Source organism: Bradyrhizobium sp. 170 (assembly GCF_023101085.1).
Classification (GTDB): Bacteria; Pseudomonadota; Alphaproteobacteria; order Rhizobiales; family Xanthobacteraceae; genus Bradyrhizobium.
Window position 1 is genome coordinate 7,982,290 of sequence record NZ_CP064703.1, and the last position, 24,223, is coordinate 8,006,512.

Sequence of the window (24,223 nt, forward strand, 5' to 3'; positions counted from 1 at the left end):
AGACCGGCGCGAAACGGAACAATCGCATATGCCTGAACTCGATTTTCGCGCCCCTCGCCTGTTCGTCGACGCCCCTTTGCGCGAGGGCGAGAGAATCGCGCTGGAGCGCAACCAGAGCAACTATCTGGGCAATGTGATGCGCCTTTCGGCCGGCGAAAGCATCCTGGTGTTCAATGGCCGCGACGGCGAATGGCAGGCGGAGATCGAGGGACGCAAGCGGCCCGACGGCCTGAAGATCCTCGCGCGAACGCGGCCGCAGGATCGCCTGCCCGACATCGCCTATGTCTTTGCGCCGCTGAAGCACGCTCGCCTCGACTACATGGTGCAGAAGGCGGTCGAGATGGGTGCGTCGGCGCTGCAGCCGGTGTTGACGCGATTCACCCAGGTTTCGCGGGTCAACAGCGAGCGGATGCGCGCCAATGTCATCGAGGCCGCCGAGCAATGCGGCATCCTGAGCCTCGCCGATGTTGCCGAGCCGATGCCGCTCGATCGGTTTCTGACCCAGCGCCAGCCGGAGCGCCTGCTGGTTTTCTGCGACGAGGCGGCGGAAACCACCTCGCCTCTGCAGGCCCTGCAAAACGGGGTAACCGCAACTGGCGGCATCGACATCCTGATCGGCCCCGAGGGCGGATTTGCCGAGGAAGAACGGGCGCTGCTTCTGCGGCAGCCCAAGAGGCTGCGGCTGTCTCTGGGCCCCCGCATCCTGCGCGCGGATACCGCCGGCGTCGCCGCGCTGGCGCTGGTGCAGGCCGCCCTGGGCGACTGGCACAGTTCAGGCAGAGGATGATGTCTGTATTCGTTTGCCAAGGAGCTGCCACCACTCCGAGGCGGAGCGGAGCGCCACGCTCTTACTCGCCGGATAAGTCCAGTTCGCCCAGATTGCGCGCGGCATCGACGACGCGCATGATGCGGAGGCCGCCCTTCGTGATTTCGTAAAGTGCCAGCCAGCGCGCAATCACCAGCATCCGCGCACCGTCGGCAATGTCGGGGCGAAGCGGTCCTGACTCGGGAAATTCCGCCAGTTGGCGGCACCGCGCTTCAATACGATCAATCCAGTGATCAGCCGTATCCGGCCCTTTGTCCGCCGCCATGTGAAGCCAGATTTCCAGGAGATCGCGCTCTGCGAGCTGGGAAAGGCGAACCTCGCCCAAGCTACTTGCCCGCCGCCTTCAACAGCGCCCGACCTTGCGCTTTGATATCAGCAAAATCGGCCACGCCTGCATCGCCGCTCGCCTGGCCTGCCGCCCAAGCATTCCGCAGGAAAGCCAACCGGGCTTCTTCCGTCTGCTCCATGATCCGCAGCGCCTCACGCACAACCTCGCTTGCCGAGGTGTAACGGCCACTCGAAACCTTGGCTTTGACGAACTCGCTCAGTTCTTCAGTCAGCGAGACATTCATATTCATGGCGCGGACCTTTCTTCCCCAAATATGGATGCGACCACAGATTTTGGCAATCTTTGCCATTAAACCAACGCGGTTCCAGCGGCCGACGCTCCTGCTAGCCAAGCCGTCTTAAAATCGTTAACGCTCCCAATCATTAAGCCACTTCGCCAATCCCTGTCGAAACCGCGGTTCGGCCATGGTAAGGCCTGCGCCAACGAGACGCCTCCCCCCGGGCGGAACCCCAAACGACCCTTGGAACCCGGTTTTTCCGGATATTTTGGACGTGAAATGACCGCGACCGCCGCCATCAGAGGTGCTGCCGGATCCGCCGCCTGGGCGGATGCGCTGCTATTGTCGTTTGCACAAGGCGGCTACGTCCAGGCGCACCCCGGCATCCTGCAGCCGGCGGAGCCGTTCCTCGATCTCTCCGGCGAGGACATCCGTAAGAGCCTTTACCTGACCACCGACGCGTCCGGCGAGGAGCTCTGCCTGCGCCCCGACCTCACCATTCCGGTCGCGCGCGACTATCTTGCCTCCGGGCGCGCCGGCCAACCCGCGGGCTTCAGCTATCTCGGGCCGGTGTTCCGCTATCGCGGCGGCCAGCCGAGCGAATTCCTGCAGGCCGGCATCGAATCCTTTGGCCGGCAGGACCGCGCCGCGGCGGACGCCGAAATGCTGGCGCTGGCGCTGGAAGCCACGGCCGCCTTCGGATTAAAGGACGTCGACATCCGCACCGGCGACGTCGCCCTGTTCACGGCGCTAATCGACGCGCTTAATCTCTATCCGGTGTGGCGGCGGCGGCTGATCAAGGATTTCAACCGCAAGATCAGCCTCGCCGAGGACATCGAGCGGCTGACGCTTTCGACCGCGCCCGGCCGCAACGAATATGAGGGCGTGCTGGCCGCACTTGCCGGCTCCGACCGCAAGGCGGCGCTGGCGCTGGTCACCGACCTGATGTCGATCGCCGGCACCACCAATGTCGGCGGACGGACGGTTGCCGAAATCGCCGACCGCTTCCTCGAGCAATCGACGCTGAAGGGCGGCGCGCTGCCGCGCGATGCGCTTGCCATCATCAAGCGCTTCCTCGCGATCGCGGGCGATCCCGATGAATCGGTGGCGCAACTGCGTGCGCTTGCCTCCGACGCCAAGCTCGATCTCGCCGCCGCCATCGACCAGCTCGAAAGCCGCGTCGGCTTCATGGCCGCGCGCGGCATCGACACGAAGCTGACGCGGTTTTCCACCTCGTTCGGCCGGGGGCTCGATTATTACACCGGCTTCGAATTCGAGCTGCACGCCAAAGGAAATGCCAAGGGAAATACCAGGGGTAACGGCGTCGAACCGCTGGTGGCGGGCGGGCGCTATGATGGCCTGATGAAGCAGCTCGGTTCGCCGACGCCGATTCCCGCGGTCGGCTTCTCGGTGTGGATCGAGGCGCTGACGCAGCTCGGAAAACCTGTCTCGCAAGGGAGCGCCGCATGACCGCCCCCTTCGTTCTCGCCGTTCCCTCCAAGGGCCGCCTGCAGGAAAATACTGAGGCGTTTTTCACGCGCGCAGGGCTCTCGCTGGCGAAACCGCGCGGCGCGCGCGACTATCGCGGCACCATCACGGGCCTCGACAATGTCGAGATCGCCTATCTCTCGGCGAGCGAAATCGCTTCGCAACTGGCGCGCGGCATGGTCCATCTCGGCGTCACCGGCGAGGATCTGCTGCGCGAAAGCATTACGGATGCCGACAAGCGCGTGCTGCTGATCGACAATCTCGGCTTCGGCAGCGCCAATGTCGTGGTCGCGGTGCCGCAGGCATGGATCGACGTCCGCACCATGGCCGATCTCGACGACGTCACGACCGGTTTCCGCGCCCAGCATAACCGGCGGATGCGGGTCGCAACCAAATACATCAACCTGACGCGCAATTTCTTCGCCGCCCACGGCGTGGTCGATTACCGCATCGTCGAAAGCGCCGGCGCCACCGAGGGCGCGCCCGCCGTCGGCACCGCCGAGATGATCGTCGACATCACGACGACCGGCGCGACGCTCGCTGCCAACGGCCTCAAGGTGCTGGACGACGGCGTGATCCTGCGCAGCCAGGCCAATCTCGTGGCGTCCCGCGATGCCGACTGGTCGACTGACGCCCGCGAGACCGCGCGCGTCATCCTCGACCACATCGCCGCGCGCGCCCGCGCCAGCAAATACCGCGAGGTGCGAACGCGTTTCGCCGGCTGCAACGATGCGTTGCTGGCGGAGGCGCATAACCGGTTTGGCGTGGTGACGCCGTTCGGCGGGCCGACCTCGTCGGGCATGCTGACGCTGCACTGCCCGCCGATGCAGCTTTACGCGCTCGGCAGCTTCCTGCGCGAGCATGGGGCGGACACGGTTTCGATCGCCTCGCTCGACTACGTGCTCGACCGGGAAAACCCGTTATTTGCCAGGCTCGAGGCGTTCTTGCGGCAATAAGGCTGCCGTTTCGTTCATCGTTGCGACAGGTGGCGGCAGGTAACATATACGATTGGATGATCTGGGACCTGATCGATGATGCTCGGCTCTGACGTTTCCCGCCTGTCGACGACCGCAGCCGGCGCCGCGGCGCAGGGCCTGTCGATTGTCGTGCCGCTGTACAACGAGGCGGCGGGGCTCGCTCTGCTGCACGAGCGGCTGGTCGGCCTCGCCCGCACGCTAAAGGCACGTTACGGCCTCGGATGCGAAGTGGTCTATGTCGACGACGGCAGCGCCGACAACACGCTGGCGATCGCGCGCACGCTCACCGCTGACGCGCTCGACATCCAGGTGGTGTCGCTGTCACGCAATTTCGGCAAGGAGGCCGCGCTGATGGCGGGGCTGGACCATGCCCGCCTTGGCGCGATGCTGTTCATGGACGGCGACGGGCAGCATCCGCCTGATCTGGTCGAAAAGCTGGTCTCGCACTGGATCGATGACGGCTACGACGTCGTCTATACGGCGAAGGCGCATCGCGACAATGAATCGTTCCTGCGCCGCCAGGCGGTGCACGGCTTCTACGCGCTGATCAACTGGGGCGCGCGGCAGAAGATCCCCGAGGATGCCGGCGACTTCCGCCTGCTGTCGCCGCGCGCGGCCACGGCGCTGCGACAGCTTCCCGAGCGCAACCGCTTCTTCAAGGGCCTGTCGAACTGGATCGGCTTCCGCCAGATCCGCGTCGATTACGAGCCGGCGCCGCGCGCGCACGGCGTCACGACGTTCAGCCCGGGCCGCCTGATCGGACTGTCGATCGAGGGATTGACGTCGTTCTCGGTGGCGCCGCTGCGCTTTGCGAGCCTGCTCGGCGTGCTGCTGGCGATCAGCGCCTTCCTGTTCGGCCTGACCATTCTCTGGGAGGTCTGGACCACCGGCAAGCAGGTCCCCGGCTATCCCTCGCTGATGATCGGCCTGATGACGATCGGCGGCGTTCAGCTCATCATGATCGGGATCGTCGGCGAATATATCGGCAAGATCCTGTCCGAGCTGAAGGCGCGTCCGATCTACTTCGTCGCCGAGCACTCCGAAAAGCGCGCCGACGGCGAGACGGCGGCGAGCACCGCTGAGCGGACCGCCGCCGAATGAACGACGCTGCGCTGCGCCGGATCTGGCTGTGCGCCGACGATTACGGGCTGGCCGATGGCGTCAACCGCGCCATTCGCGATTTGATTTCCCGCGGCCGTCTCAATGCCACCTCGGTGATGGTGGTAGGCGCAGCGATCGGGCGCGCCGAGGTCGCCGCGCTGCAGGACGCAGCAGCGAACAGCCCGCGTTGCGCGATCGGCCTGCACGCGACGCTGACCGCTCCGTTTCGTCCGCTGACGATGCACTTCCGGCCGCTCAATGGTGGCCTGTTCCTGCCGTTCCCAGCCATGCTGCGATCGGGGCTGTTGCGGCGGCTCGATCCTGAAATGATCGAGGACGAGATGCTAGCCCAGCTCGCGGCCTTCAAGGAGCTGTTCGGCCGCGCGCCCGATTTCGTCGACGGCCATCAGCATGCGCAACTCTTCCCGCAGGTGCGCGACGCCTTCCTGCGCGCGGTGAAGGAAGCCGTGCCCGGCGCCTGGGTTCGCCAGGGCGGACGCCTCAAGCCGCTGGCAGGGCTGCTCGGCGCGCCGAAGGCGCTGGTGCTCGACGTTCTCAGCGCGCAATTCCGCAAGCGCGCGGCCCGTGCCGGCATCCCGTTCAATCCCGCCTTCGCCGGCGCCTATGATTTTTCGAAAGCGCCCGATTTCGGCGTGCTGATGGGTGAGTTCCTTGCCGAATTGCCGGAAGGCGGGCTGGTGATGTGCCACCCTGGATTCGTCGACGAAACGCTCAGGAGCCTCGATCCCCTGACCACCCAGCGCGAGGCGGAACATGCGTTCCTGGCAAGCGATCGATTCCCGACATTGCTGGCGGCGAATAAAGTTACATTGAGCTGATAAGATTTAAGGAAATCCCGGCGTTTTGTCGCATACCAAAATTTAATTCGGCCACCCACTACTTGCGACACAAAGCCCGCCCTACATCTTCCCGGCGCGTTGACGACGATCCGACGCGAGGGAGAGGGCCATGACACCGCAAGAACGCCAACTGATTGACGATCTTTTCGACCGGCTCGCCAAGCTGGAAAGCGCCAAGCGCGATCCGGAGGCGATGTCAGCGATCATGCAGGGCCTGCGCAACGCGCCGAATGCAGTCTATGCGCTGGTGCAAACGACGCTGGTGCAGGACGAGGCGCTGAAGCGCGCCGACATGCGCATCCAGGAGCTGGAAGCGGGCGCGGGTCAGCAAGCTCAATCCGGCGGCTTCCTCGATTCGATGCGCGATGCGATCTTCGGGCAGAACCAGCAACATGGTTCGGTGCCCAACGTTCGCGCACCTGAGATGGCAGGCAGCCGCCCGGCCTGGAACACCGGGCAGGTACTGCAGCAGAACCAGGCGCCCGGACAATACAATCAGCCCGGACAATACAATCAGCCGGCCTACGCCCAGCCCGGCGCTCAGCAGCAGTCGCCGTTCGGCGGCGGCGGCTCGTTTCTCGGAACCGCTGCGGCAGCCGCGGTCGGTGTGGTCGGCGGATCGATGCTGGCCAGCAGCCTCCGTTCGATGATGGGCGGCGGCGGCAACCACCAAAGCTTCGGCGACACAGCCGGCCATAGCGGCGGCATCGAAGACCGCAGGCCGTGGAGCGATCAGTCCGGCGGCAATCTGGCGCGCGACGCCGGGATCAACGACATCGGTTCGCGCGGCTCGTCCAGCCAGCGGGCCGACAACAACGATAACGATTCCGGCTCACGCCAGGGATTCTTCGATTCTGCCTCGCATGATGATGACGACACCGACCACGATTCCGACGGCTTCGACGGCGACGATGGCGGTGGCGACAGCGATTACGCGTGAGCGGTGTCCGAGTTGAAAAAGAGAAACGGCCGCCCGATCGGGCGGCCGTTTTTTGTTTGTAGCCCGGATGGAGCGAAGCGCAATCCGGGACAGGTCGCTCCGCGGTGAGATCGCCCCCGATTGCGCTGCGCTCCATCCGGGCTACAGGCTACGCGAACACCTCAAATCACCACGACCCTGGCGCCGACGCCGACGCGGCCGTAGAGATCGATGACATCTTCATTGCGCATCCGGATGCAGCCGGACGATACGTTGGTGCCGATGGTCCAGGGCTCGTTGGAGCCGTGGATGCGATAGAGCGACGAACCCAGATACATCGCACGCGCGCCGAGCGGATTTTGCGGACCGCCCTCCATGTGCCGCGGCAGATCGGGGCGCCGCGCCAGCATTTCCGGCGGCGGCGTCCAGGCCGGCCATTCCTTCTTCGCGGAGACCGCCTTGACGCCCGACCAGGTGAAGCCGGGACGGCCGACGCCGACGCCATAGCGCAGCGCCTTGCCGTCGCCCTGGACCAGGAACAGGAATTTGTTCGGGGTGTCGATCACGATGGTGCCCGGGCTTTCCTTGCCGTGATACTCGACCACCTGCTTTTCGTATTTCGGATCGAGCCGGTGCTGCGCGGGATCGAACTCCTCCTCCCGGCGCATCGACTGCTGCGGGTCCATCGGCGGCAGCAGCGCGCGCCGCCCGCCATATCCGTAGTCGGGCTGCGTCTGATAGGCCGGCTGTTGCTGATAGCGCCCGCCCTGCGGCGCATCGCCGAACAGGAATTCGATGAAGCCGCCGCCCATGCTGGAGCGTTTGGCAGAAGCCATGCGCACCGGCGCGGGCTCACGGCCGTAGATCACGGTGGGCTCGGCAATTGGCGAGGCGTCGATCGCACTGGCCTCACTGGCGAAGCAAAGGCAAGACGCGCTCGCAAGGAGCGCAAGGGAGATTTTTCCGGACATCGACGTACTCTGTACTGTTCGTCATTGCGGGTTGGCGGCGGCTCGACGAACGCCGCGGCACGCGATCAATACAAATCAAAACCTAATCGGTTTGGTAAACAGATCAGGCGTTTCGATTCACCATTTCGGCGATCGCGCGCTGATTTGTCCGGTAGCGTTTATTTTGCGTGAACGCGGTCCCCTCATGGTTAATCGTTGGTATGCGGCCGCGGGCAATCCGCTGTCACGACGCGTTCCGGCGTGAACCTCACGTTAAATCGCATCGGTTTAAAACACAGACGGAAGTGAAGGGGTGGGAAAAATTCATGTCGGTCAATCGCAAACGTTTTCGTATCGAACAAGCCCTTCTGGGCGACGCGCCAATTATGATGCCTGCCGTCGAAGGCGGCGAGATCGGCCCGATGCATCGTGAGATCATGGCCGAGCTGCGCGCGATCCGCACGCAGATGGCGGGCTTCGGCCACACCCCCGCCGCTTCGACCGGGCAGTCGGAGATCACGCGCGAGATTGCCGAATCGCACGCGTTGCTGGAAACCTATCGTGCCCAGATCGAGCAGTGCGCAAAGCTCAAGGTCGAGCTTGACCTCATTCACGATGCGATCAACCGCACCAAACGCGAAATCGCCACGCTGCACGGCAAGAGCTTTGACGGCCAGGAAATGGCCAAGGTCAATGGCGAGCTCGGCGCCGTCGTCGGCGGCACCGAACAGGCCACCCAGCAAATTCTCGAGGCCGTCGAGGCGATCGACCAGGCCGCCACCGCATTGTCCAAGAACATCTCGCCCGACCAGCAAAAGCTGCTCAGCGAGGAAATCCAGGAACGCGTCGTCGCGATCTTCGAGGCCTGCAATTTCCAGGACTTGACGGGCCAGCGCATCAGCAAGGTGATGAGCACGATGAAGTTCATCGAGCAGCACATCAATGCAATGATGGACATCTGGGGTGGCGTCGATGCCATCAAGGCGCACGCTCCCCCGATCGTCGATACCCGCGAAGGCGACGCCAAGCTGCTGAACGGCCCGAAGCTGGACGGCGACGACGGTCACGCCTCGCAGAACGACATCGACGCGCTGTTCGATTGATCTGGTTAACGCTGGCTAAACAGAAACGCCGGCTTCAAGGCGGCGTTTTTTGTTGGGTCGTCCGTCCTCCACTGTCATCGTCCGCCTTGTGCGCACTTGCGCACTGGGGCGGACGATCCAGTATTCCAGAGACGTCAGCGATTCAGCGGAGAAGCCGCAGCGTACTGGATGCCCCGACGGAGCCTGTCATCGGGCTCGCCGAAGGCGAGACCCGGTGGCGGGGCATGACGGCAAGGGAATGCAGTTTGCCTCACGCCCTCGGCGCGCAGCGCACATAGACCATGTTGCCGTAACGGACTGCGGCATCCTTTTCGATGAAGCGGGTCACGAGCACGCGGCCATCGAATGAGACGATCTCGCGATCCTGCTCGCCGGGCGTCGGGCCGGGCGGACCGATATAATTCTTGCCGCTCGGGCTGCCCTTGAGGCGCAGTTCCTGCGGGGTGGCCTGGTCGGCCAGATGCATGACAACACCGCCAGAGGTGCCGGCGCCGATCACATAGGGCTGCTTGCACTGCCCGCGCGCCGCCGCTTCGGTGCGGGCGCGGTCGTTGGGATTCTGGAACGAGGCGAGGCCCCAGCGGCCGACGATCTCGTCGGAGCGAATGGTCGCCGGCATATCGGGCGCCACACCGGGTTCGGCCTCGGGCGCCGGACTGGACGACAGCGACGGCAGGCTCATGCTGCTGCACGCCGCCAGCAAGACCGTCAGCGCCGACGCGATCGCCAGATTGGCAACCGTACGCGCATTACGTGAGCTGATCATCGAATTCCCCCGAGCAATTCCCTGGCCGCTCCCGTCAAGCAGCCAACCGCAAAAAGCCTGCCGGAGCAATGACGTCGGTTAAAATTACGCCGCTGCGCCGATTTGGTTTCCGTGGGACCATCCTATATTGGCCTCAAGAAGGCCTTAACCCCCTTGTTTGCTTGACAGGATCCGCGCCAAGCCATATTCCCCGGCCCCACGTTTAGCACTCAAATACCACGATTGCTAAGGGTCGTGCTGTCCCGCCCGGGGCGGCGTCGAATACCCGGCATTATCAAGCCATTTTCGATGGCACAGACCTGAAACCACGCCTTCCAAGGAACTTCAAGAGGAGACGTCATGGCCAAAACCAAATTCCGTCCGCTGCACGACCGCGTCGTGGTCAAGCGCATCGATGCCGAAGAGAAGACCAAGGGCGGCATCATCATTCCCGACAGCGCCAAGGAAAAGCCGTCGCAGGGCGAAATCACCGCCGTGGGCCCGGGCGGCCGCGACGAGGCCGGCAAGCTGATTCCGATCGACCTCAAGGTCGGCGACCGCGTGCTGTTCGGCAAATGGTCGGGCACCGAGGTCAAGCTCGACGGCGAGGAACTCCTGATCATGAAGGAGTCCGACATCATGGGCGTGCTGACCTAAGACCAATCAATAGCCGCCGCGCACCGTCGTCGGCGCAGTCACTTCTTTCCTTCTCCCATCGAAGTCGGATTTATCCGACTTCGAAATTCAAAATGCCCAACTCGGGTAAACCCGAGTTGGGGTGGGAGAAGGTGGCGCGCAAAAGCGCGCCGGATGAGGGGTCTCCATCCGCGGAGACAGACCCCTCACCCGTCTCGAATGAGCTATCGCTCATTCGATCCACCCTCTCCCACAAGGGGAGAGGGGAAGAAGACCCGGCGATGACAGGCGGCAAGCAACCGTATCCATTCATTCAGGAGTCCAAAAAATGGCTGCCAAAGACGTTAAATTTTCCGGCGATGCCCGCGACCGCATGCTGCGCGGCGTCGACGTTCTCGCCAACGCGGTGAAGGTGACGCTCGGTCCGAAGGGCCGCAACGTCGTGATCGAGAAGAGCTTCGGCGCTCCGCGCATCACCAAGGACGGCGTCACCGTCGCCAAGGAAATCGAACTCGAGGACAAGTTCGAGAACATGGGCGCGCAGATGCTGCGCGAGGTCGCCTCCAAGACCAACGACACCGCCGGCGACGGCACCACCACGGCGACCGTGCTGGCACAGGCGATCGTGCGCGAAGGCGCCAAGTCGGTCGCCGCCGGCATGAACCCGATGGACCTCAAGCGCGGTATCGACATCGCCGTGACCGCCGTGGTCAAGGACATCGAGAAGCGCGCCAAGCCGGTCGCCTCCTCCGCAGAGGTCGCCCAGATCGGCACTATCTCGGCCAATGGCGATGCCGCCATCGGCAAGATGATCGCCCAGGCGATGCAGAAGGTCGGCAATGAAGGCGTGATCACGGTCGAGGAGAACAAGTCGCTCGATACCGAAGTCGACATCGTCGAGGGCATGAAGTTCGACCGCGGCTACCTGTCGCCCTACTTCATCACCAACGCCGAAAAGATGACGGCCGAGCTCGAGGACGTCTACGTGCTGCTGCACGAGAAGAAGTTGAGCGGCCTGCAGTCGATGCTGCCGGTGCTGGAAGCCGTGGTGCAGTCCGGTCGCCCGCTCCTGATCATCGCCGAGGACGTCGAGGGCGAGGCGCTGGCGACGCTGGTCGTCAACCGCCTGCGCGGTGGCCTGAAGGTTGCCGCCGTCAAGGCGCCGGGCTTCGGCGATCGCCGCAAGGCGATGCTGGAAGACATCGCGATCCTGACCGGCGGTCAGCTGATCTCGGATGAACTCGGCATGAAGCTCGAAAGCGTCACCATCAACATGCTCGGCCGCGCCGGCAAGGTGGTGATCGACAAGGAGAACACCACGATCGTCAAGGGCGCCGGCAAGAAAAAGGGCATCGAAGCCCGCGTCACGCAGATCAAGGCGCAGATCGAGGAAACCACCTCGGACTACGACCGCGAGAAGCTGCAGGAGCGTCTGGCCAAGCTCGCCGGCGGCGTCGCGGTGATCCGCGTCGGTGGCGCGACCGAGATCGAGGTCAAGGAAAAGAAGGACCGCGTCGAGGACGCCCTCAACGCGACCCGAGCGGCCGTGCAGGAAGGCATCGTGCCGGGCGGCGGCGTCGCGCTGCTGCGCGCCAAGAAGGCCGTCGGCCGCATCAACCACGACAATTCCGACGTTCAGGCCGGTATCAATATCGTGCTGAAGGCGCTGGAAGCTCCGGTTCGCCAGATCTCGGAAAACGCCGGTGTCGAAGGCTCGATCGTGGTCGGCAAGATCCTGGAGAACAAGTCCGAGACCTTCGGCTTCGACGCCCAGACCGAGGAATATGTCGACATGGTCGACAAGGGCATCATCGACCCGGCCAAGGTGGTTCGTACCGCGCTGCAGGACGCTTCGTCGGTCGCAGGCCTGCTGGTGACCACCGAAGCCATGGTCGCCGAACTGCCGAGGGAGCCGGCGCCGGCGATGCCCGGCGGTGGCGGCGGCATGGGGGGAATGGGCGGAATGGGCTTTTAGGGCCCGGCTTTCCCGAGTAAACAGATCGAAGGCCGCCTCCGGGCGGCCTTCTTTTTTGGCTTTTTTGGCAATGAAGCGCGCCCGATCGGTTCAGGACGTGCTTGGCTCGAAAACGCTACCGGGGTTTGCTACTTACGACCCCTGCCGATTCCATCGTTTCAGGGAATTTCATATGCGCGCGCGGTTCCTTCTCCTGCTCGGTCTGGTCACGGTCTCCCCGGGCCTCGCTTTCGCCCAGATGAAACTTCCCTCCAAGACGGCGCCGGGCGCGACCGAGACGCGCTATTTCACCGCGATCGACGGCCTGATGGACGGCAACGCCGACGTCATCCTGAAGGAAACCCGGCAGGGCAAGAACGTCATCGCGGCTACCCTCGACGTCTGCTACCCCGCCGCGAAGGGCTCCGACCGCAAGGACCGCTTCGTCGCCAATCTCGCCGTCCTCAACGGGCAGAACCTGACGGGCACCACGCAGAGCCTCGGTGACAAGCAGCCGGTCATCGTCAAGCTGTCGCGTAAGCCTGTCGGCGACACCTTCGAATTCCGCGGCCAGATCACGATTGGCCAGACCGTCACCGAGGTGACCTCGACGGACAATTCCGATCTCAGCGAGAAGGAATTCCTCGACAACCAGACCAGCGACGACGGCATCACGCCGGCGCCGAAGGATTTTACCGACGTTTCGCCCGAGGCGTTCGGCGTGCGGGTAAAACTCGACGCCGCTCTGGATTTCCTCAAGAGCCTGAAGGGCGAAGCCGTCGAGGTCGGGCTATCGAGCCTTTCGATCTCCTGCGATGCGCTGCGCGCCGGCGAGCAGACCATCAACCTCACGGCCGATCCGGAGCGCACGGCGGCGCTGATTGCGAAGGCCAAATCGATGCCGGGCGTGGTCGCGGCGGGATGGACCAGCGGTTCTGTCGAGATGGACCGCACCATCCGTTTTGCGGCGGCCGAATGGCGCGACGGCGACAAGATCAACAAGGACAAGATCGCGTCGGCGATATCGGCTGTTCTCTCCAGAACGCTCGCAGCCAAGGCGGCGGGCGCCGACTGGGACGCCAATACCGGAAAACTGACACTGACCTTGAAGCGGCCGAGCCCGGTCTATCCGCCGCTCGCGCTGACCGAAAGTATCGAAGTCACCGCGCTGGTCTCTCCGGACAAACCCGGTGTGTCGGACAGGCTGATGCTGTGGATCTCGAGCCCGGTGATCACGACCGCGGATGAAGGCACCGGCCCCAAATTGAACCTGTCGGAAGAGTCCACCGGCGACGAGGAAGGCGGCGAGCCGAAGGACGACAATGGTTCGGTCGAGGCGCTGGCGAAAGAGTTCAAGGGCCAGCGCTGGGACGTCGACAAGTCGGTATGGAAATGATCCGCGTACCCACACGATAGGGCGATCGATGGGCTGCGCGCGTACCAATCCCCCCGCCGCGGACCGGTGCGCAATGATCTGGTCCCAGGCTTTGATTGTTAAGATTCGATTCAGCTTCGAGGAACATCATCGGTTCGCCGAAACCTGGGTCACGCCATGCAAGACCGCGAGCCGAATACCTTTGAGAGCATTTTGTCGGGGAATGTGGTTGCCGGCCAGTGGCGGGAGCAATCCGCGAGCCTGTGGAATTTCCTGAAGGCCGATCGCGACGAAGTATTGGTGGTGCGGGAGCCATTTGGCGATCGGGCACGCACCGCTGTGCTGGTCACTGCAGCAGTGGTAGCAAGCTTTGCACTGGGATGGGCCGGCGGCCTGAATTGGCCCCAGTTCGCAACCGAACTCGGTCTTGTCGAAGTTGCGCAGAAAGAAGCGCCCTCGCCGCGAATTTCCGAAGCACGATCGAGCGGCAGGATTGAAGGCGCTCGAAAGACGGCATCGGCGTTAGATTCGCCCGCCATTGTCGGAAGCATTCCCAAGCCGTCCGCCCTGTTGCCGGGCGGTGCACGCCCGCCTGCGAGCCCGGCCTCCCAGGCAAATGCGGGCCCTTCCGCCGCTGCGATCGCGATGCGCCAGCCCCTGGTGGCGGCGCCGGAAACCAAGCCGGCGACGATTCCCGGTTGGACGGTGGTTGATGTCCGGGACGGCACCGCGGTTCTCGAAGGTCCCGACGGAATCCGGATGGCCGCACGCGGCGACACAATTCCTGGACTAGGACGCGTGGAGTCCATCGTGCGCTGGGGCAACCGCTGGGTCATCGCCACCGCCAGCGGATTGATTGCGACGCAGTAACCGAGTTCCCGACCAAGTTCGCGCGGCCACGCCTCGACCAGCCGCGTCAGTGCTTATGAGCCCCACCCTGACGAACGGGTGGACCGTTACCTGCAGATCAAAGCTGCAGGCGTTTGGTCATGAACAGGCTAAGCGGGTCAGACGTGTAGGTGCCGAACGGCGGACAGTCCTGATAGCCAGACGCGCGATAGAGCCCGATCGCCTCTGGTTGCCTGATGCCCGTCTCCAGACTGATACGACTCATCTGCTTCAGGCGGGCCGCATCTTCCAGCGCCACGAGCAAACGCCGCCCTACCCCATTTCCTCGAGCTTCCGCACGTACGAACATGCGCTTTATTTCAGCGTGCCCGGGCGCGATGATCCGAAATGCGATCGATCCGAGAAGTTCTCCGTTACGGCGCGCGGCGAGAAAGATCGCGTCGGGTGCGGCGAGTGCATCGACGTCCACGACGTGATTGCTTTCGGACGGATACAGCGCCTGCAGATATGCGCCTGATTCGGCGAAGATGCGCCGCACGTCCGCCTGCCTCGGATCTTCGGGCCCTATGCTGATCTCGGGCTTACTCATCCTCGGCCATTTTGCACACGAGACCTAGCACTACTTTGGCAGATTTTTGCGATTGATCGGCGCAATTGGATTCCCGAATCAGATTTTCAATGATTCATGGGTGGTCGGCTTTTGGAGGGCCGACCATGGTGGACACGAGGTCGAAGTGGGAAGACGAGCTTGGACGCTGGCTCAAGCCATTCCTGGATCGTTTAGGTCACAAGGCACGGCGGCGGATGTGTCCGCTGTATGTTTCGGGACTGATTGGACCGGGTGATCGCAAGAGCGTCCAGCCGATGGCGGCGCGGCTGGCACCGAACGACTATGATCAGTTGCACCATTTCATCGCTGATGGCGTCTGGGATGCGGCGCCATTGGAGTCAGAATTGCTCGTTCAGGCCGATCGCCTCGTCGGCGGCAAAGATGCGGTGCTGGTCATCGACGACACAGCGATGCCGAAGAAGGGCGATCGTTCGGTTGGTGTCGCTCCGCAATATGCCTCGTCTCTCGGCAAGACGGCCAATTGCCAAACATTGGTGTCGCTGACGCTTGCGCGGGGTGAAGTGCCGGTAATGGTGGCATTACGTCTCTTCATTCCAGAGAGTTGGACGAGCAACCCGGTGCGTTTGAAGCGTGCGGGCGTTCCAGTCGAGCACCGCGCAGCGCGGACCAAGCCAGAGATCGCCTTGGCGGAGATCGATCGCGTGATGGCAGCCGGTATGCGCTTCGGCTGTGTGCTGGCGGATGCCGGTTACGGCCTCAGCGCGCCGTTCCGTCAGGGGCTCACGACACGCGGCCTGGCCTGGGCCGTCGGTATCCCTCGTCACCTGAAGGTGTATCCGGTCGAGGTTAAACTGATCTGGCCGGTTGCCGGTCGGGGCCGTCCCCGCAAGCGGCACATTCCGGATATCCTATCGAGGGCGGCCGAAGATATGCTGGCCAATGCCAAGTGGCAAAATGTGAGTTGGCGAAACGGTACCAAGGGCCGGCTGGAAGCTCGCTTCGCCGCTGTTCGCGTGCGAACCGCCGATGGGCCACCTCAGCGGATCAAGGACATGGGCCAGCAGCATCTTCCGGGGGACGAAGCCTGGCTCATCGGCGAACACAGGACGTCGGGAGAGAAGAAATATTATCTCGCCAATCTGCCGGCCAAGACGAATCTGCGCACGTTAGCTGCCACGATCAAAGCCCGATGGATTTGCGAACAGGCCCATCAGCAGTTGAAAGAGGAACTCGGGCTTGATCACTTCGAGGGAAGATCCTGGCAAGGCCTCCATCGTCACGCGCTCATGACCATGATCGCTTACGCATTCCTCCAGCATCGGCGTCTCGCACAAGCGGGGCGGAAAAAAAAGAATCAATGGTCCACCGCCTCAGCCGAGCCTGCCGGCCGTACGCCAGGCCATCGTCGATCTCATCGTTCAACCACGACCTCAGCGATGCCCGTACTGCAGAAGACAAATCGGCGAAAAGCAGCGGCGTGAATAAATCTGCCAAAGTAGTGCTAGTTCGTATTGATGCGAAACCGTAGCGCTTTCGCGCCGACGAACGAGACGAAATCGCCTTGCCGCTTCCAGGTGCCTGCGTCGGTCAGGGCCGCGATCAACTCGTCATCGGCCTGCGCGCGGTCCGGCGGACAGGGCCGGTTTGCCATCGCGCCGGCGACGAAGATCACGGTGTTGCCCGCCACCGAAAACTGGCCCTTGCCGCCCTTGCACCAGAGTTCGAAGACCACCTCGCCGGCATCGCCGATCTCAAGATTGGGGATCCGCTTGGATCCGGGCTGGCGGTTCACGTCGAGCTGCATTTCCGTTCCGAACGGAAAGCCGTCATCGGCCAGCGCCGGGCTGAAATGCAGGGCGGTGGCGATCAGCAGGAGCGAAGCGGTGCCTGCCCGGGCCGTGCGTGCGAATGAAATCATGCTACCTCTCGAAAAATACCAGACCTACCGCGCCGCGCGCCGTTCTATTGGACAATGACGTGATTGGCCAGAAAATTTCGAATGTGCCGCATGTCGACTTCGTGCCACTAGCGGAAGTCGCCGCTTCATTAGATTACCTCGTTGCCGCCGGAGAGAACTGGCGGCGGTATTTCGAGCCCGATCCTACGGGCAGCCTTTGTATTGATGATGAACTGGAATTTCGTGGGTTGATAGAACGGAATTTCAGCGGGGTTCTTGCAGACCCACGTTGAAGACCCGGGGATGTCGGCCTCTTGATCCAAAGCGGACATCGCCCAGGCTTAAAGTCGGCTAGCCGCATATGCTCCGACCATCATGCGGCAGGCACGAATCGAACTGCTTTGCTTCAGTCCTCGTCGTCAGACTGCGCACGACGCCGTTCTACGGATTCACTCATGTCGTGGAGTACAAAGATCGCGATGGCCGCCATGCGCTGCCGCTGTTCGGGACTGAACGTTTTATAGAGTGGCTGCCACGCCTCGGCGAGCTTATCCACATCGGCTGATCGTTGAGCCAATGCTTCCGAGCGTCGTTGCAAGAAGGCGATGGGGTCACGATTGCGCATGACTTCGACCGGGTTTTGGTCGGCCCGTCTGCCTACTGTTTCCGAGATTTTTGCAACACGGGCTTTCCGGTCCTCCGCCCTGGCGCGAATAGCGTTCTCTACAGCCGGCCAGTATTTTTCCTGGTCAGGTGTCAGTTGCAATGCGGCCTTTGCCAGATCAATCCGCAAGTCCATCAGGGTATTCCGGTCCGCTGCATTCAAGCGTTCCGGAGCAGCAGGAGAAGGAGTTTGCGCGTGGGCAATCGGCGATGCCGTAAGGAAGAGTGCAGTTGCTCCGACCACTACTATGTTCTTCATCGGCGACCTCCTAGGTAAAAGTTATCCCCCAGGCACGCCGCAAAAAATGGTTACGCACGGCAGGTCGCGTTGATTCAAATCAAAGGAACCAGAGAAGTTCGCACAGGCTACGCTGGCCGATTTCATAAATACGACACCGAAAAGAAAACCCCCGCGAGTGTCGGCCGCGCGGGGATCATGTCGGTTGCCCTTGCCGGCGTCGCTATTTCAAAACCATCATCGTGAACGGATGGACGTAGGCCTGCAGCGTCACCAGCACGCCGACGAGGCAGGCCAGCACGATCGAATGCAGGAAGACGTAACGCAGGATCGAGCCTTCATGGCCGTACCAGTTGGTCGCGGTCGAGGCGACGACGATCGATTGCGCGTCGATCATCTTGCCCATGACGCCGCCGGACGAATTGGCGGCGGCCATCAGCACGGGGGACAGACCGAGCTGTTCGGCGGTGATCTTCTGCAGATTGCCGAACAGCACGTTGGAAGCGGTGTCCGATCCCGTCAGCGCCACACCGAGCCAGCCGAGCAGCGTGCCGAAGAAGGGATAGAGCACGCCGGTGGCGGCAAAGGCGAGGCCGAGCGTGGCGTCGACGCCGGAGAGCCGCGTCAGCGTGCCGATGGCGAGCATCGCCGAGATCGTGATCAGCGAGATCGCGCACAGCCTGATGGTGCGGCCATATTCCGCGACCATCTTCAGCGGCGAGAAGCCCATCAGGAAGCCGGAAATGATCGCGGCGATCAGCATCCCGGTCCCGGTGAAGGACAGATAGGTGAAGTCGAACAGCGCAGCTTCGGGCGTCGGTTTTGCGGCCACCGGCGGCACCTTGTTGATCAGGTTGTGCAGCTCGGGCACCTGATACTTCCAGACGAAGATCGAATTCGCCCAGGTCTTGAACGAGCCGGTGCCCCAGATCAGCATCACGACGCAGACGATGATCCACGGCAGCAGCGCGCTCCAGAGCTGTGCCTGGCTGAGCTTCGTCGTATCCAGCGGCTTGGCGGGCTTCATGGTCGCGGCCGATTCATCTTTTCCGCGCAGCGCCGGAGACAGCCAAAGTTCGCGGGGTTGCCACACCTTGAGGAACAGGATGAGGCAGCCCATCGAGATCAGTGACGCGCCGATATCGACGATCCACGGATTGATGAAGTTCGAGATCACGAATTGCGGAACCGCGAACGAGACGCCGGTGACGAGAATGGCCGGCCAGATCGTGATCATGCCGCGCCAGCCCGCAAACGCCCAGGTCAGCCAGAACGGCACGATCAGCGAGAAGAACGGCAGTTGCCGGCCGACCATCGCGCCGAGCACATAAGGATCGAGGCCGGTCACGGACGCCAGACCCTGGATCGGCGTGCCGAGCGCGCCATAGGCGACGGGCGCGGTGTTGGCGATCAGCGAAAGGCCGGAGGCGGCCAGCGGCGAGAAGCCAAGCCCGATCAGGACCGCGCCGGTGATCGCCACCGGCGTGCCGAAGCCCGATGCGCCTTCGAAGAACGCGCCGAATGCGAACGCGATCAAGAGAAGTTGCAGGCGGCGGTCGGTGGTGACGCCGCCGATCGCCCGCTGCAGCAGTTCGAACCGGCCGGTCTCGACCGTGATGCGGTAGAGAAAGATGACGTTGAGCACGATCCAGCCGATTGGAAAGAAGCCGATCACAACGCCGAGCAACGAGGCGCGGATCGACATGTCGGCAGGCATGGTGAAGATGGCGATGGTGATGATATTGGCGACGATCAGCGCGATGATGGCCGCCAGATGCGCCTTGACCTTGCCGCTGGCGATCAGCACCAGCAGCGTGACCACAGGCACGGCGGCGGCGATCGTCGACAGCGCGGCGTTGCCCAGCGGATTATAGTGTTGATCCCACATTTGCGGTTCTCCCGACATTGTTATTGGCGCGCCCGCCGGCGTGGATGGCCGGGCACGAGTTGAACGATTCGCGGGAACAACCGTGGAAAAGCGGGGTTGAGCCGCCTTGGCATCGCCAACGCTCACAACCTCGCGAAGTTCGTTGGCCGCCGCCCCTCGCCGTCGCAGCCATGCTAGGGTCTCACCGGCACCTGCGACAAGCCGCCGCAGGCAGCCCATTCCATAACCTTAGTAGTAGAACCTAATTCCTCTATCCATTCAGGGCTTTAAGCCCCATTTCCGGAGACGCTGATCTGTGAACAACCTCCGCCCGACGCTCGCCACGGTGTGGCGCATCTCCGCCCCCTATTTCCGCTCCGAAGACAAATGGGCCGGCCGCGGACTGCTGGCCGCCGTGATTGCCATTGAGCTTGCGATCGTCGGCATCAACGTCCTGATCACTCAGTGGAACGCCCGCTTCTACAACGCCCTGCAGGATCGAAACTGGGACACCTTCGTCAGCGAGATCATCTATTTCTGCGTCGTTGTCAGCATTTTCATCGTGCTGGCGGTCTATCAGCTCTACCTCAATCAATGGCTGCAGATCCGCTGGCGGCAATGGATGACCGCGCGCTATCTCGGTGACTGGCTGCATCAGGCCAATCACTACCGGATGCAGCTTCAGGGGGATGCCGCCGACAACCCCGACCAGCGCATGACCGACGACGTCAAATTGTTCGTCGATCGCACGCTCAATATCGGCCTCGGCCTTCTGAATTCGGTCGTCACGCTGGCGTCCTTTGTCGTGATGTTGTGGGGCCTTTCGAATGCCGCGCCGCTGCACCTGTTCGGCCAGGAATATGCAATTCCCGGCTACCTCGTCTGGTGCGCGTTGATCTATTCGGTGCTCGGCACTGTGCTAACCCATCTGATCGGTTGGCCACTGGTCGGCATCGATTTCCGGCAACAGCAATATGAAGCGGATTTTCGCTTCAACCTGGTGCGCGTGCGGGAAAACTCCGAACAGATTGCGCTATTGCACGGCGAGCAGGCCGAGCGCGAGCGCCTTCTGGTTCGCTTCGGACGCGTGGTGGAGAACTGGCTCGCCATCATGAACCGGACCAAGAAGATAACGGCGTTCACCGCCAGCTATAATCAGGCTTCGGTAATCTTTCCCTACATCCTGGTGGCGCCGGCTTACTTCGCGGAGAAGATCCAGCTCGGCGGCATGATGCAGACCGCATCGGCGTTTTCGAACGTGCAGGGCGCGCTTTCGTTCTTCATCACCATCTACCGCCAACTGGCGGAGTGGCAGGCCGTGGTCAACCGTCTCGACGGGTTCGAGGCAGGAATTGCAGCGGCGCGCGATCTCGCAACCCGCGACGACCGGGTTCACGTGGTCGAGACCGCGGGGGCCGGCGCCATCGACCTCAAGGAGCTGGCGCTGCGGCTGCCGAACGGAACGCCGCTGGTGAACGCGAGCGGACTGAGTTTGCGCAAGGGCGAGCGCACGCTGGTGACCGGGCCCTCGGGCTCCGGCAAATCGACGCTGTTCCGTGCCATTGCCGGCATCTGGCCGTTCGGGAGCGGCTCGATTTCGATTCCGGCCGGGGCAACAATGATGATGCTGCCGCAGCGACCGTATTTCCCGACCGGATCACTGCGAGGCGCGATCGAGTACCCCGCCAAGGAAGGGACGTTCACCGACGGGCAAATCGGCGGCGCGCTCGAGCAGGCAGGACTGCCGAGGCTCGCGTCGCAACTCGACGAACACGGGCACTGGAACCGGACGCTCTCGCTCGGAGAACAGCAGCGCCTTGGACTGACCCGCGCGCTGCTACACACACCGCAGTATTTATTCCTGGACGAAGCGACGGCGTCGCTCGACGAACCTTCGGAAGCAGCACTGTATCAACTGCTCGAGAAGAAATTGCCGGCGACCACCATCGTCTCGATCGGCCATCGCTCGACACTGGATGCCTTCCATCAGCGCAATGTCAGCCTGGTGCGCGACGGCGAACGGTTTGCGCTACGGGACGAAAAGCCGACGGCACGAACGACATAGACCCGTAGCCCGGATGGAGCGAAGCGCAATCCGGGAAAAGTACCCGCTTGCGAGAGTGGCCCCGGATTTCGCGGAGCCTGTCATCGGGCGCGCATTCGCGCGACCCGTTGGCTACTCCGGGCTACGATCTTCTCTACCACCAGCGCCGCGGCCAGGGCTGGCGGCGCACCCCGCGGTGCCAGACGTAGCAGAACGCGGTCAAAAGCACTGCGCCGGCCAGCACCGGCGCCAGCAGGAACGTCGATGGCAGATTGCCTGATACCACCAGCAGCGGGTTGATGCCGGCCGGCGGGTGAAACGTCCCGGTCACGTACATCGCCAGAATCGCAAGGCCGACGGCGGCGGCCGCGGCCCAGGCCTGCGGCCCGGTCAGCTTCAGCATGGCAAGGCCGACCAGCGCCGATATCAGATGCCCGCCGATCAAGGCCCGCGGCTGCGCCGGCTCGACGTCCGGCGATCCGATCACCAGCACGATCGAGGTGGCGAACGGGATCACCGCGAGCGGATAATGCGCGGCGAACGAGAACAGCTCCATGATGCCGATGGCAATGGCGCCGCCGAGCCCTGCGACCGCGCCCGCCACGACGTTGCGGTGATCGTTGCGGGAGATCGCTTTCCGCAGCCCGCGCCGCCAATCCCGTTTCATCCGCGCCACCCAAAAGAAAAGGGGCGGCAGATCGCTCTGCCGCCCCTCGTCTTCGACAGGAAGATCTTACTTCAGGTTGGTCAGCGCGGTCAGGTCAGCTGAGAGCTTGACGATGCCGGCCGCGCCGCACCAGTTCGAACCGACGCCCGACGGATTGATCGGGGTGAGGAAGGTGCCCGACGATGCCGTTATGTTACCGCGAGCCGCGAAGTCGCTGGTGAAGGCGTTGCAATCACCCTTCGACAGGTTGGTGTCGGAATAACGGAAGTCCAGCGTGAACACCTTGTAGGTGAAGCCGATGCCGACGTTCCAGGTATTGTAGTCGGCGTAGTTGATGCCGTTGGGGAAGAGTGCCGTCCCGTAGAACGAGTCTGACGTACCCAGCCACTGACGGCCGAACTCACCCGACACATACATGCCGATGCCGCTGGCGCCGAACCAGGTGCTCGGCGCGATCGCCTTGCCGACGATCGAAGCATAGGTGCCTTCGGCGCCGCTATTGAGGAAGCTCGGCGTATAATAGACGTTACCGCCGAGCGAGAAGTTGTCGTTGAAGGTGTAGTTCACCTTGCCATAGACCTCGAAGAAGCTGAGGTCCTTCTTGATGACGTTGCCGTTGACCAGAGCGTTCTGCAGACATTCGGCGCTGAGCGGAACGCCTGCGAAATCGGTTGGAGGAACAACGGGGCCGTAGTGGCAGGTTCCGCCCGGATACATGTAGCCCCAGGCGCCGACGTCGAAAGCAAATTGGCCAACCGTCAGGCGGGCGCCGCCGTAAGCGTCGACTTCAGCCGCCGCGCGGTTCGGGAACGAGATGCTCGCGCCGCCCACGCCGACATAGAGCTGGAAGTCCTTGGTGACGTTGTAGCGCGGCTCGAAATAGACGTTGACCGAGGGCTTGTGATTGGACTGGGTGATGCCGCGGAAGATGTAATCGTTGGTGATCCCGCCGCCGAAGGCGAAATCCCAGGGGTCGAATGCCGGCGGCGGCGGAGCCTTGACGGCCTTCACCCGCAAATCTGCAGCAAGAGCCGAACCCGATATCATTGCCAGCGCCGTTGCTAACAAAGCCACTTTCTTCATGACGATCCCCATCACCAGATAAAACAGCCCTGTTCCGGCGCCCCCCAAGGGCATGCGACAACCGACTGCGGCCAAATGTCTTAACGTGGTCACACAGTGGTGTGCGGCGTCACGATCGTGAAGCAAAAAAGGCAAGCATGTGCCGCCTTTTTAGGCGTTCGGGCGGTTTCGATAAATCTTCTCCGCATGTGTTGCATTCTCACAACAATTTTGGGGGTTTTGGTGCCGCCGGCGGCAACTGAAACCGGAAAAGGCAACGGCGGGCGACGTGCCGCAGGACGCGTTTTTGCGAATCAACCTTCCCGTGAAAATACGGCTCCGGTCGCCTCGGACAGACCTCACGAACTCGGGACACACGAAAAAGGCCGCAGCGCTGGATGCTGCGGCCTTTCCGAGAAATTGTTTCCAGCAGGCGACCGTCTAGTTATGGTCGCCGCCGTTGGACGAGCCGGATCCCCATGAGGGTGTGGACGGCTCCGGGGTAGCCCAGCTCGGTGCGGGGGCGGGCTCCGGCTCGGGCGCCGCCATCGCGGGCTCCGCCTTGGGAGCGGCGGGCTTGGCAGCCGCCTTCCTCTTCTTCGCCGGGCTCTTCTTTGCGGCCTTCTTCGGTGCCGCAGCCTTTGACTTCTTGGCGGCCTTCTTGGCGGATTTCTTTGCGCCCTTCTTGACAGCCTTCTTTGCCGATTTCTTCGCGGCCTTCTTCGACGCCTTCCTGGCGGACTTCTTCTTCTTCGCCACTACGGCCTTCTTGGCCTTTTTAGCCTTCTTGCCCTTCTTACTCTTCTTCGCCATCTGGTCCTCCTGTTGCCGCTGTCCATGTCTGTCGAGCGCTTCGAATAGTCCG

At 62.9% G+C, this 24,223-nt stretch carries 25 protein-coding genes; 14 read left to right on the forward strand and 11 right to left on the reverse strand.

All coding sequences use genetic code 11. The features are described 5' to 3' along the window. Positions 1-28 precede the first annotated feature (28 nt). Positions 29-787 carry a 16S rRNA (uracil(1498)-N(3))-methyltransferase gene (locus IVB05_RS37575; protein WP_247781142.1) on the forward strand — a complete coding sequence of 253 codons (759 nt, stop codon included), beginning with the start codon at positions 29-31 and terminating at the stop codon, positions 785-787. Between the two features lie 61 nt (positions 788-848). Here the strand turns inward: IVB05_RS37575 and IVB05_RS37580 are convergent, their stop codons facing one another. Together IVB05_RS37580 and IVB05_RS37585 are read right to left on the reverse strand one after the other, a co-directional pair. After that, positions 849-1,151, reverse strand: coding sequence for a type II toxin-antitoxin system RelE/ParE family toxin (locus IVB05_RS37580; RefSeq protein WP_247781143.1), 303 nt, complete (start codon positions 1,149-1,151; stop codon positions 849-851). Between the two features lies 1 nt (position 1,152). After that, a complete protein-coding gene (locus tag IVB05_RS37585; RefSeq protein ID WP_346771807.1) occupies positions 1,153-1,464 on the reverse strand; it encodes a type II toxin-antitoxin system ParD family antitoxin in 312 nt (103 codons plus the stop codon). Positions 1,465-1,671: 207 nt separating this feature from the next. Here IVB05_RS37585 and IVB05_RS37590 point away from each other — a divergent pair, with 207 nt between their 5' ends. From IVB05_RS37590 to IVB05_RS37610, 5 genes are all read left to right on the forward strand, one after another. Continuing rightward, on the forward strand, positions 1,672-2,862 hold the full coding sequence (locus tag IVB05_RS37590; RefSeq protein WP_247781144.1) for an ATP phosphoribosyltransferase regulatory subunit: 1,191 nt from the start codon (positions 1,672-1,674) through the stop codon (positions 2,860-2,862). Further along, positions 2,859-3,836, forward strand: a complete 978-nt coding sequence (hisG, locus tag IVB05_RS37595; RefSeq protein ID WP_247781145.1) for an ATP phosphoribosyltransferase — start codon at positions 2,859-2,861, stop codon at positions 3,834-3,836. Before IVB05_RS37590 ends, hisG begins: the two co-directional genes overlap by 4 nt. Positions 3,837-3,911: 75 nt before the next feature. Further along, the gene (locus IVB05_RS37600; RefSeq protein ID WP_247781146.1) at positions 3,912-4,958 is read left to right on the forward strand and encodes a glycosyltransferase family 2 protein; all 1,047 of its coding nucleotides are present in this window, start codon (positions 3,912-3,914) and stop codon (positions 4,956-4,958) included. After that, positions 4,955-5,797 carry a ChbG/HpnK family deacetylase gene (locus tag IVB05_RS37605; RefSeq protein WP_247781147.1) on the forward strand — a complete coding sequence of 281 codons (843 nt, stop codon included), beginning with the start codon at positions 4,955-4,957 and terminating at the stop codon, positions 5,795-5,797. Before IVB05_RS37600 ends, IVB05_RS37605 begins: the two co-directional genes overlap by 4 nt. Positions 5,798-5,927: 130 nt before the next feature. Next, positions 5,928-6,758 (forward strand): DUF2076 domain-containing protein, encoded by an 831-nt coding sequence (locus tag IVB05_RS37610; protein WP_247781148.1) that lies wholly within the window; start codon positions 5,928-5,930, stop codon positions 6,756-6,758. 161 nt (positions 6,759-6,919) lie between these two features. Here the strand turns inward: IVB05_RS37610 and IVB05_RS37615 are convergent, their stop codons facing one another. Continuing rightward, on the reverse strand, positions 6,920-7,708 hold the full coding sequence (locus IVB05_RS37615; protein WP_247781149.1) for a L,D-transpeptidase: 789 nt from the start codon (positions 7,706-7,708) through the stop codon (positions 6,920-6,922). A 305-nt stretch (positions 7,709-8,013) separates the two neighbouring features. Between IVB05_RS37615 and IVB05_RS37620 the strand changes: the two genes are divergently transcribed. Continuing rightward, the gene (locus tag IVB05_RS37620; RefSeq protein WP_247781150.1) at positions 8,014-8,790 is read left to right on the forward strand and encodes a protein phosphatase CheZ; all 777 of its coding nucleotides are present in this window, start codon (positions 8,014-8,016) and stop codon (positions 8,788-8,790) included. 250 nt (positions 8,791-9,040) lie between these two features. Here the strand turns inward: IVB05_RS37620 and IVB05_RS37625 are convergent, their stop codons facing one another. Continuing rightward, a complete protein-coding gene (locus IVB05_RS37625; RefSeq protein ID WP_247781151.1) occupies positions 9,041-9,556 on the reverse strand; it encodes a hypothetical protein in 516 nt (171 codons plus the stop codon). Between the two features lie 339 nt (positions 9,557-9,895). Here IVB05_RS37625 and IVB05_RS37630 point away from each other — a divergent pair, with 339 nt between their 5' ends. From IVB05_RS37630 to IVB05_RS37645, 4 genes are all read left to right on the forward strand, one after another. Beyond that, a complete protein-coding gene (locus IVB05_RS37630) occupies positions 9,896-10,192 on the forward strand; it encodes a co-chaperone GroES (RefSeq protein WP_247781152.1) in 297 nt (98 codons plus the stop codon). A 307-nt stretch (positions 10,193-10,499) separates the two neighbouring features. Further along, positions 10,500-12,146 (forward strand): chaperonin GroEL, encoded by a 1,647-nt coding sequence (gene groL, locus IVB05_RS37635; protein WP_247781153.1) that lies wholly within the window; start codon positions 10,500-10,502, stop codon positions 12,144-12,146. Positions 12,147-12,318: 172 nt separating this feature from the next. Beyond that, the gene (locus IVB05_RS37640) at positions 12,319-13,521 is read left to right on the forward strand and encodes a hypothetical protein (RefSeq protein WP_247781154.1); all 1,203 of its coding nucleotides are present in this window, start codon (positions 12,319-12,321) and stop codon (positions 13,519-13,521) included. Between the two features lie 156 nt (positions 13,522-13,677). Continuing rightward, a complete protein-coding gene (locus tag IVB05_RS37645; protein WP_247781155.1) occupies positions 13,678-14,370 on the forward strand; it encodes a hypothetical protein in 693 nt (230 codons plus the stop codon). Positions 14,371-14,467: 97 nt separating this feature from the next. Here the strand turns inward: IVB05_RS37645 and IVB05_RS37650 are convergent, their stop codons facing one another. Beyond that, positions 14,468-14,938 carry a GNAT family N-acetyltransferase gene (locus tag IVB05_RS37650; RefSeq protein WP_247781156.1) on the reverse strand — a complete coding sequence of 157 codons (471 nt, stop codon included), beginning with the start codon at positions 14,936-14,938 and terminating at the stop codon, positions 14,468-14,470. A gap of 125 nt (positions 14,939-15,063) precedes the next feature. On the opposite strand from IVB05_RS37650, the gene IVB05_RS37655 reads away from it, so the two are divergent. Further along, positions 15,064-16,401, forward strand: coding sequence for an IS701 family transposase (locus IVB05_RS37655; RefSeq protein ID WP_247781157.1), 1,338 nt, complete (start codon positions 15,064-15,066; stop codon positions 16,399-16,401). Positions 16,402-16,421: 20 nt separating this feature from the next. Here the strand turns inward: IVB05_RS37655 and IVB05_RS37660 are convergent, their stop codons facing one another. Beyond that, on the reverse strand, positions 16,422-16,838 hold the full coding sequence (locus IVB05_RS37660; protein ID WP_247781158.1) for an META domain-containing protein: 417 nt from the start codon (positions 16,836-16,838) through the stop codon (positions 16,422-16,424). A 59-nt stretch (positions 16,839-16,897) separates the two neighbouring features. On the opposite strand from IVB05_RS37660, the gene IVB05_RS37665 reads away from it, so the two are divergent. After that, positions 16,898-17,110, forward strand: coding sequence for a hypothetical protein (locus tag IVB05_RS37665; RefSeq protein ID WP_247781159.1), 213 nt, complete (start codon positions 16,898-16,900; stop codon positions 17,108-17,110). A 113-nt stretch (positions 17,111-17,223) separates the two neighbouring features. Here IVB05_RS37665 and IVB05_RS37670 read toward each other — a convergent pair whose 3' ends face one another. Together IVB05_RS37670 and IVB05_RS37675 are read right to left on the reverse strand one after the other, a co-directional pair. After that, positions 17,224-17,739, reverse strand: a complete 516-nt coding sequence (locus IVB05_RS37670) for a Spy/CpxP family protein refolding chaperone (RefSeq protein ID WP_247781160.1) — start codon at positions 17,737-17,739, stop codon at positions 17,224-17,226. A gap of 202 nt (positions 17,740-17,941) precedes the next feature. Continuing rightward, a complete protein-coding gene (locus IVB05_RS37675; protein ID WP_247781161.1) occupies positions 17,942-19,606 on the reverse strand; it encodes an L-lactate permease in 1,665 nt (554 codons plus the stop codon). A 295-nt stretch (positions 19,607-19,901) separates the two neighbouring features. Here IVB05_RS37675 and IVB05_RS37680 point away from each other — a divergent pair, with 295 nt between their 5' ends. Beyond that, entirely contained in the window at positions 19,902-21,650 is a 1,749-nt protein-coding gene (locus IVB05_RS37680; RefSeq protein ID WP_247781162.1) for an ABC transporter ATP-binding protein/permease, read from the forward strand. Positions 21,651-21,783: 133 nt separating this feature from the next. Here the strand turns inward: IVB05_RS37680 and IVB05_RS37685 are convergent, their stop codons facing one another. The 3 genes from IVB05_RS37685 to IVB05_RS37695 all read right to left on the reverse strand — a co-directional run bounded on the left by IVB05_RS37685 (position 21,784) and on the right by IVB05_RS37695 (position 24,171). After that, positions 21,784-22,296, reverse strand: coding sequence for an HPP family protein (locus IVB05_RS37685; RefSeq protein ID WP_247781163.1), 513 nt, complete (start codon positions 22,294-22,296; stop codon positions 21,784-21,786). 66 nt (positions 22,297-22,362) lie between these two features. Continuing rightward, positions 22,363-23,379, reverse strand: coding sequence for a TorF family putative porin (locus IVB05_RS37690; protein WP_247781164.1), 1,017 nt, complete (start codon positions 23,377-23,379; stop codon positions 22,363-22,365). A gap of 420 nt (positions 23,380-23,799) precedes the next feature. Then, on the reverse strand, positions 23,800-24,171 hold the full coding sequence (locus IVB05_RS37695) for a histone (RefSeq protein WP_247781165.1): 372 nt from the start codon (positions 24,169-24,171) through the stop codon (positions 23,800-23,802). Positions 24,172-24,223: the final 52 nt, after the last annotated feature.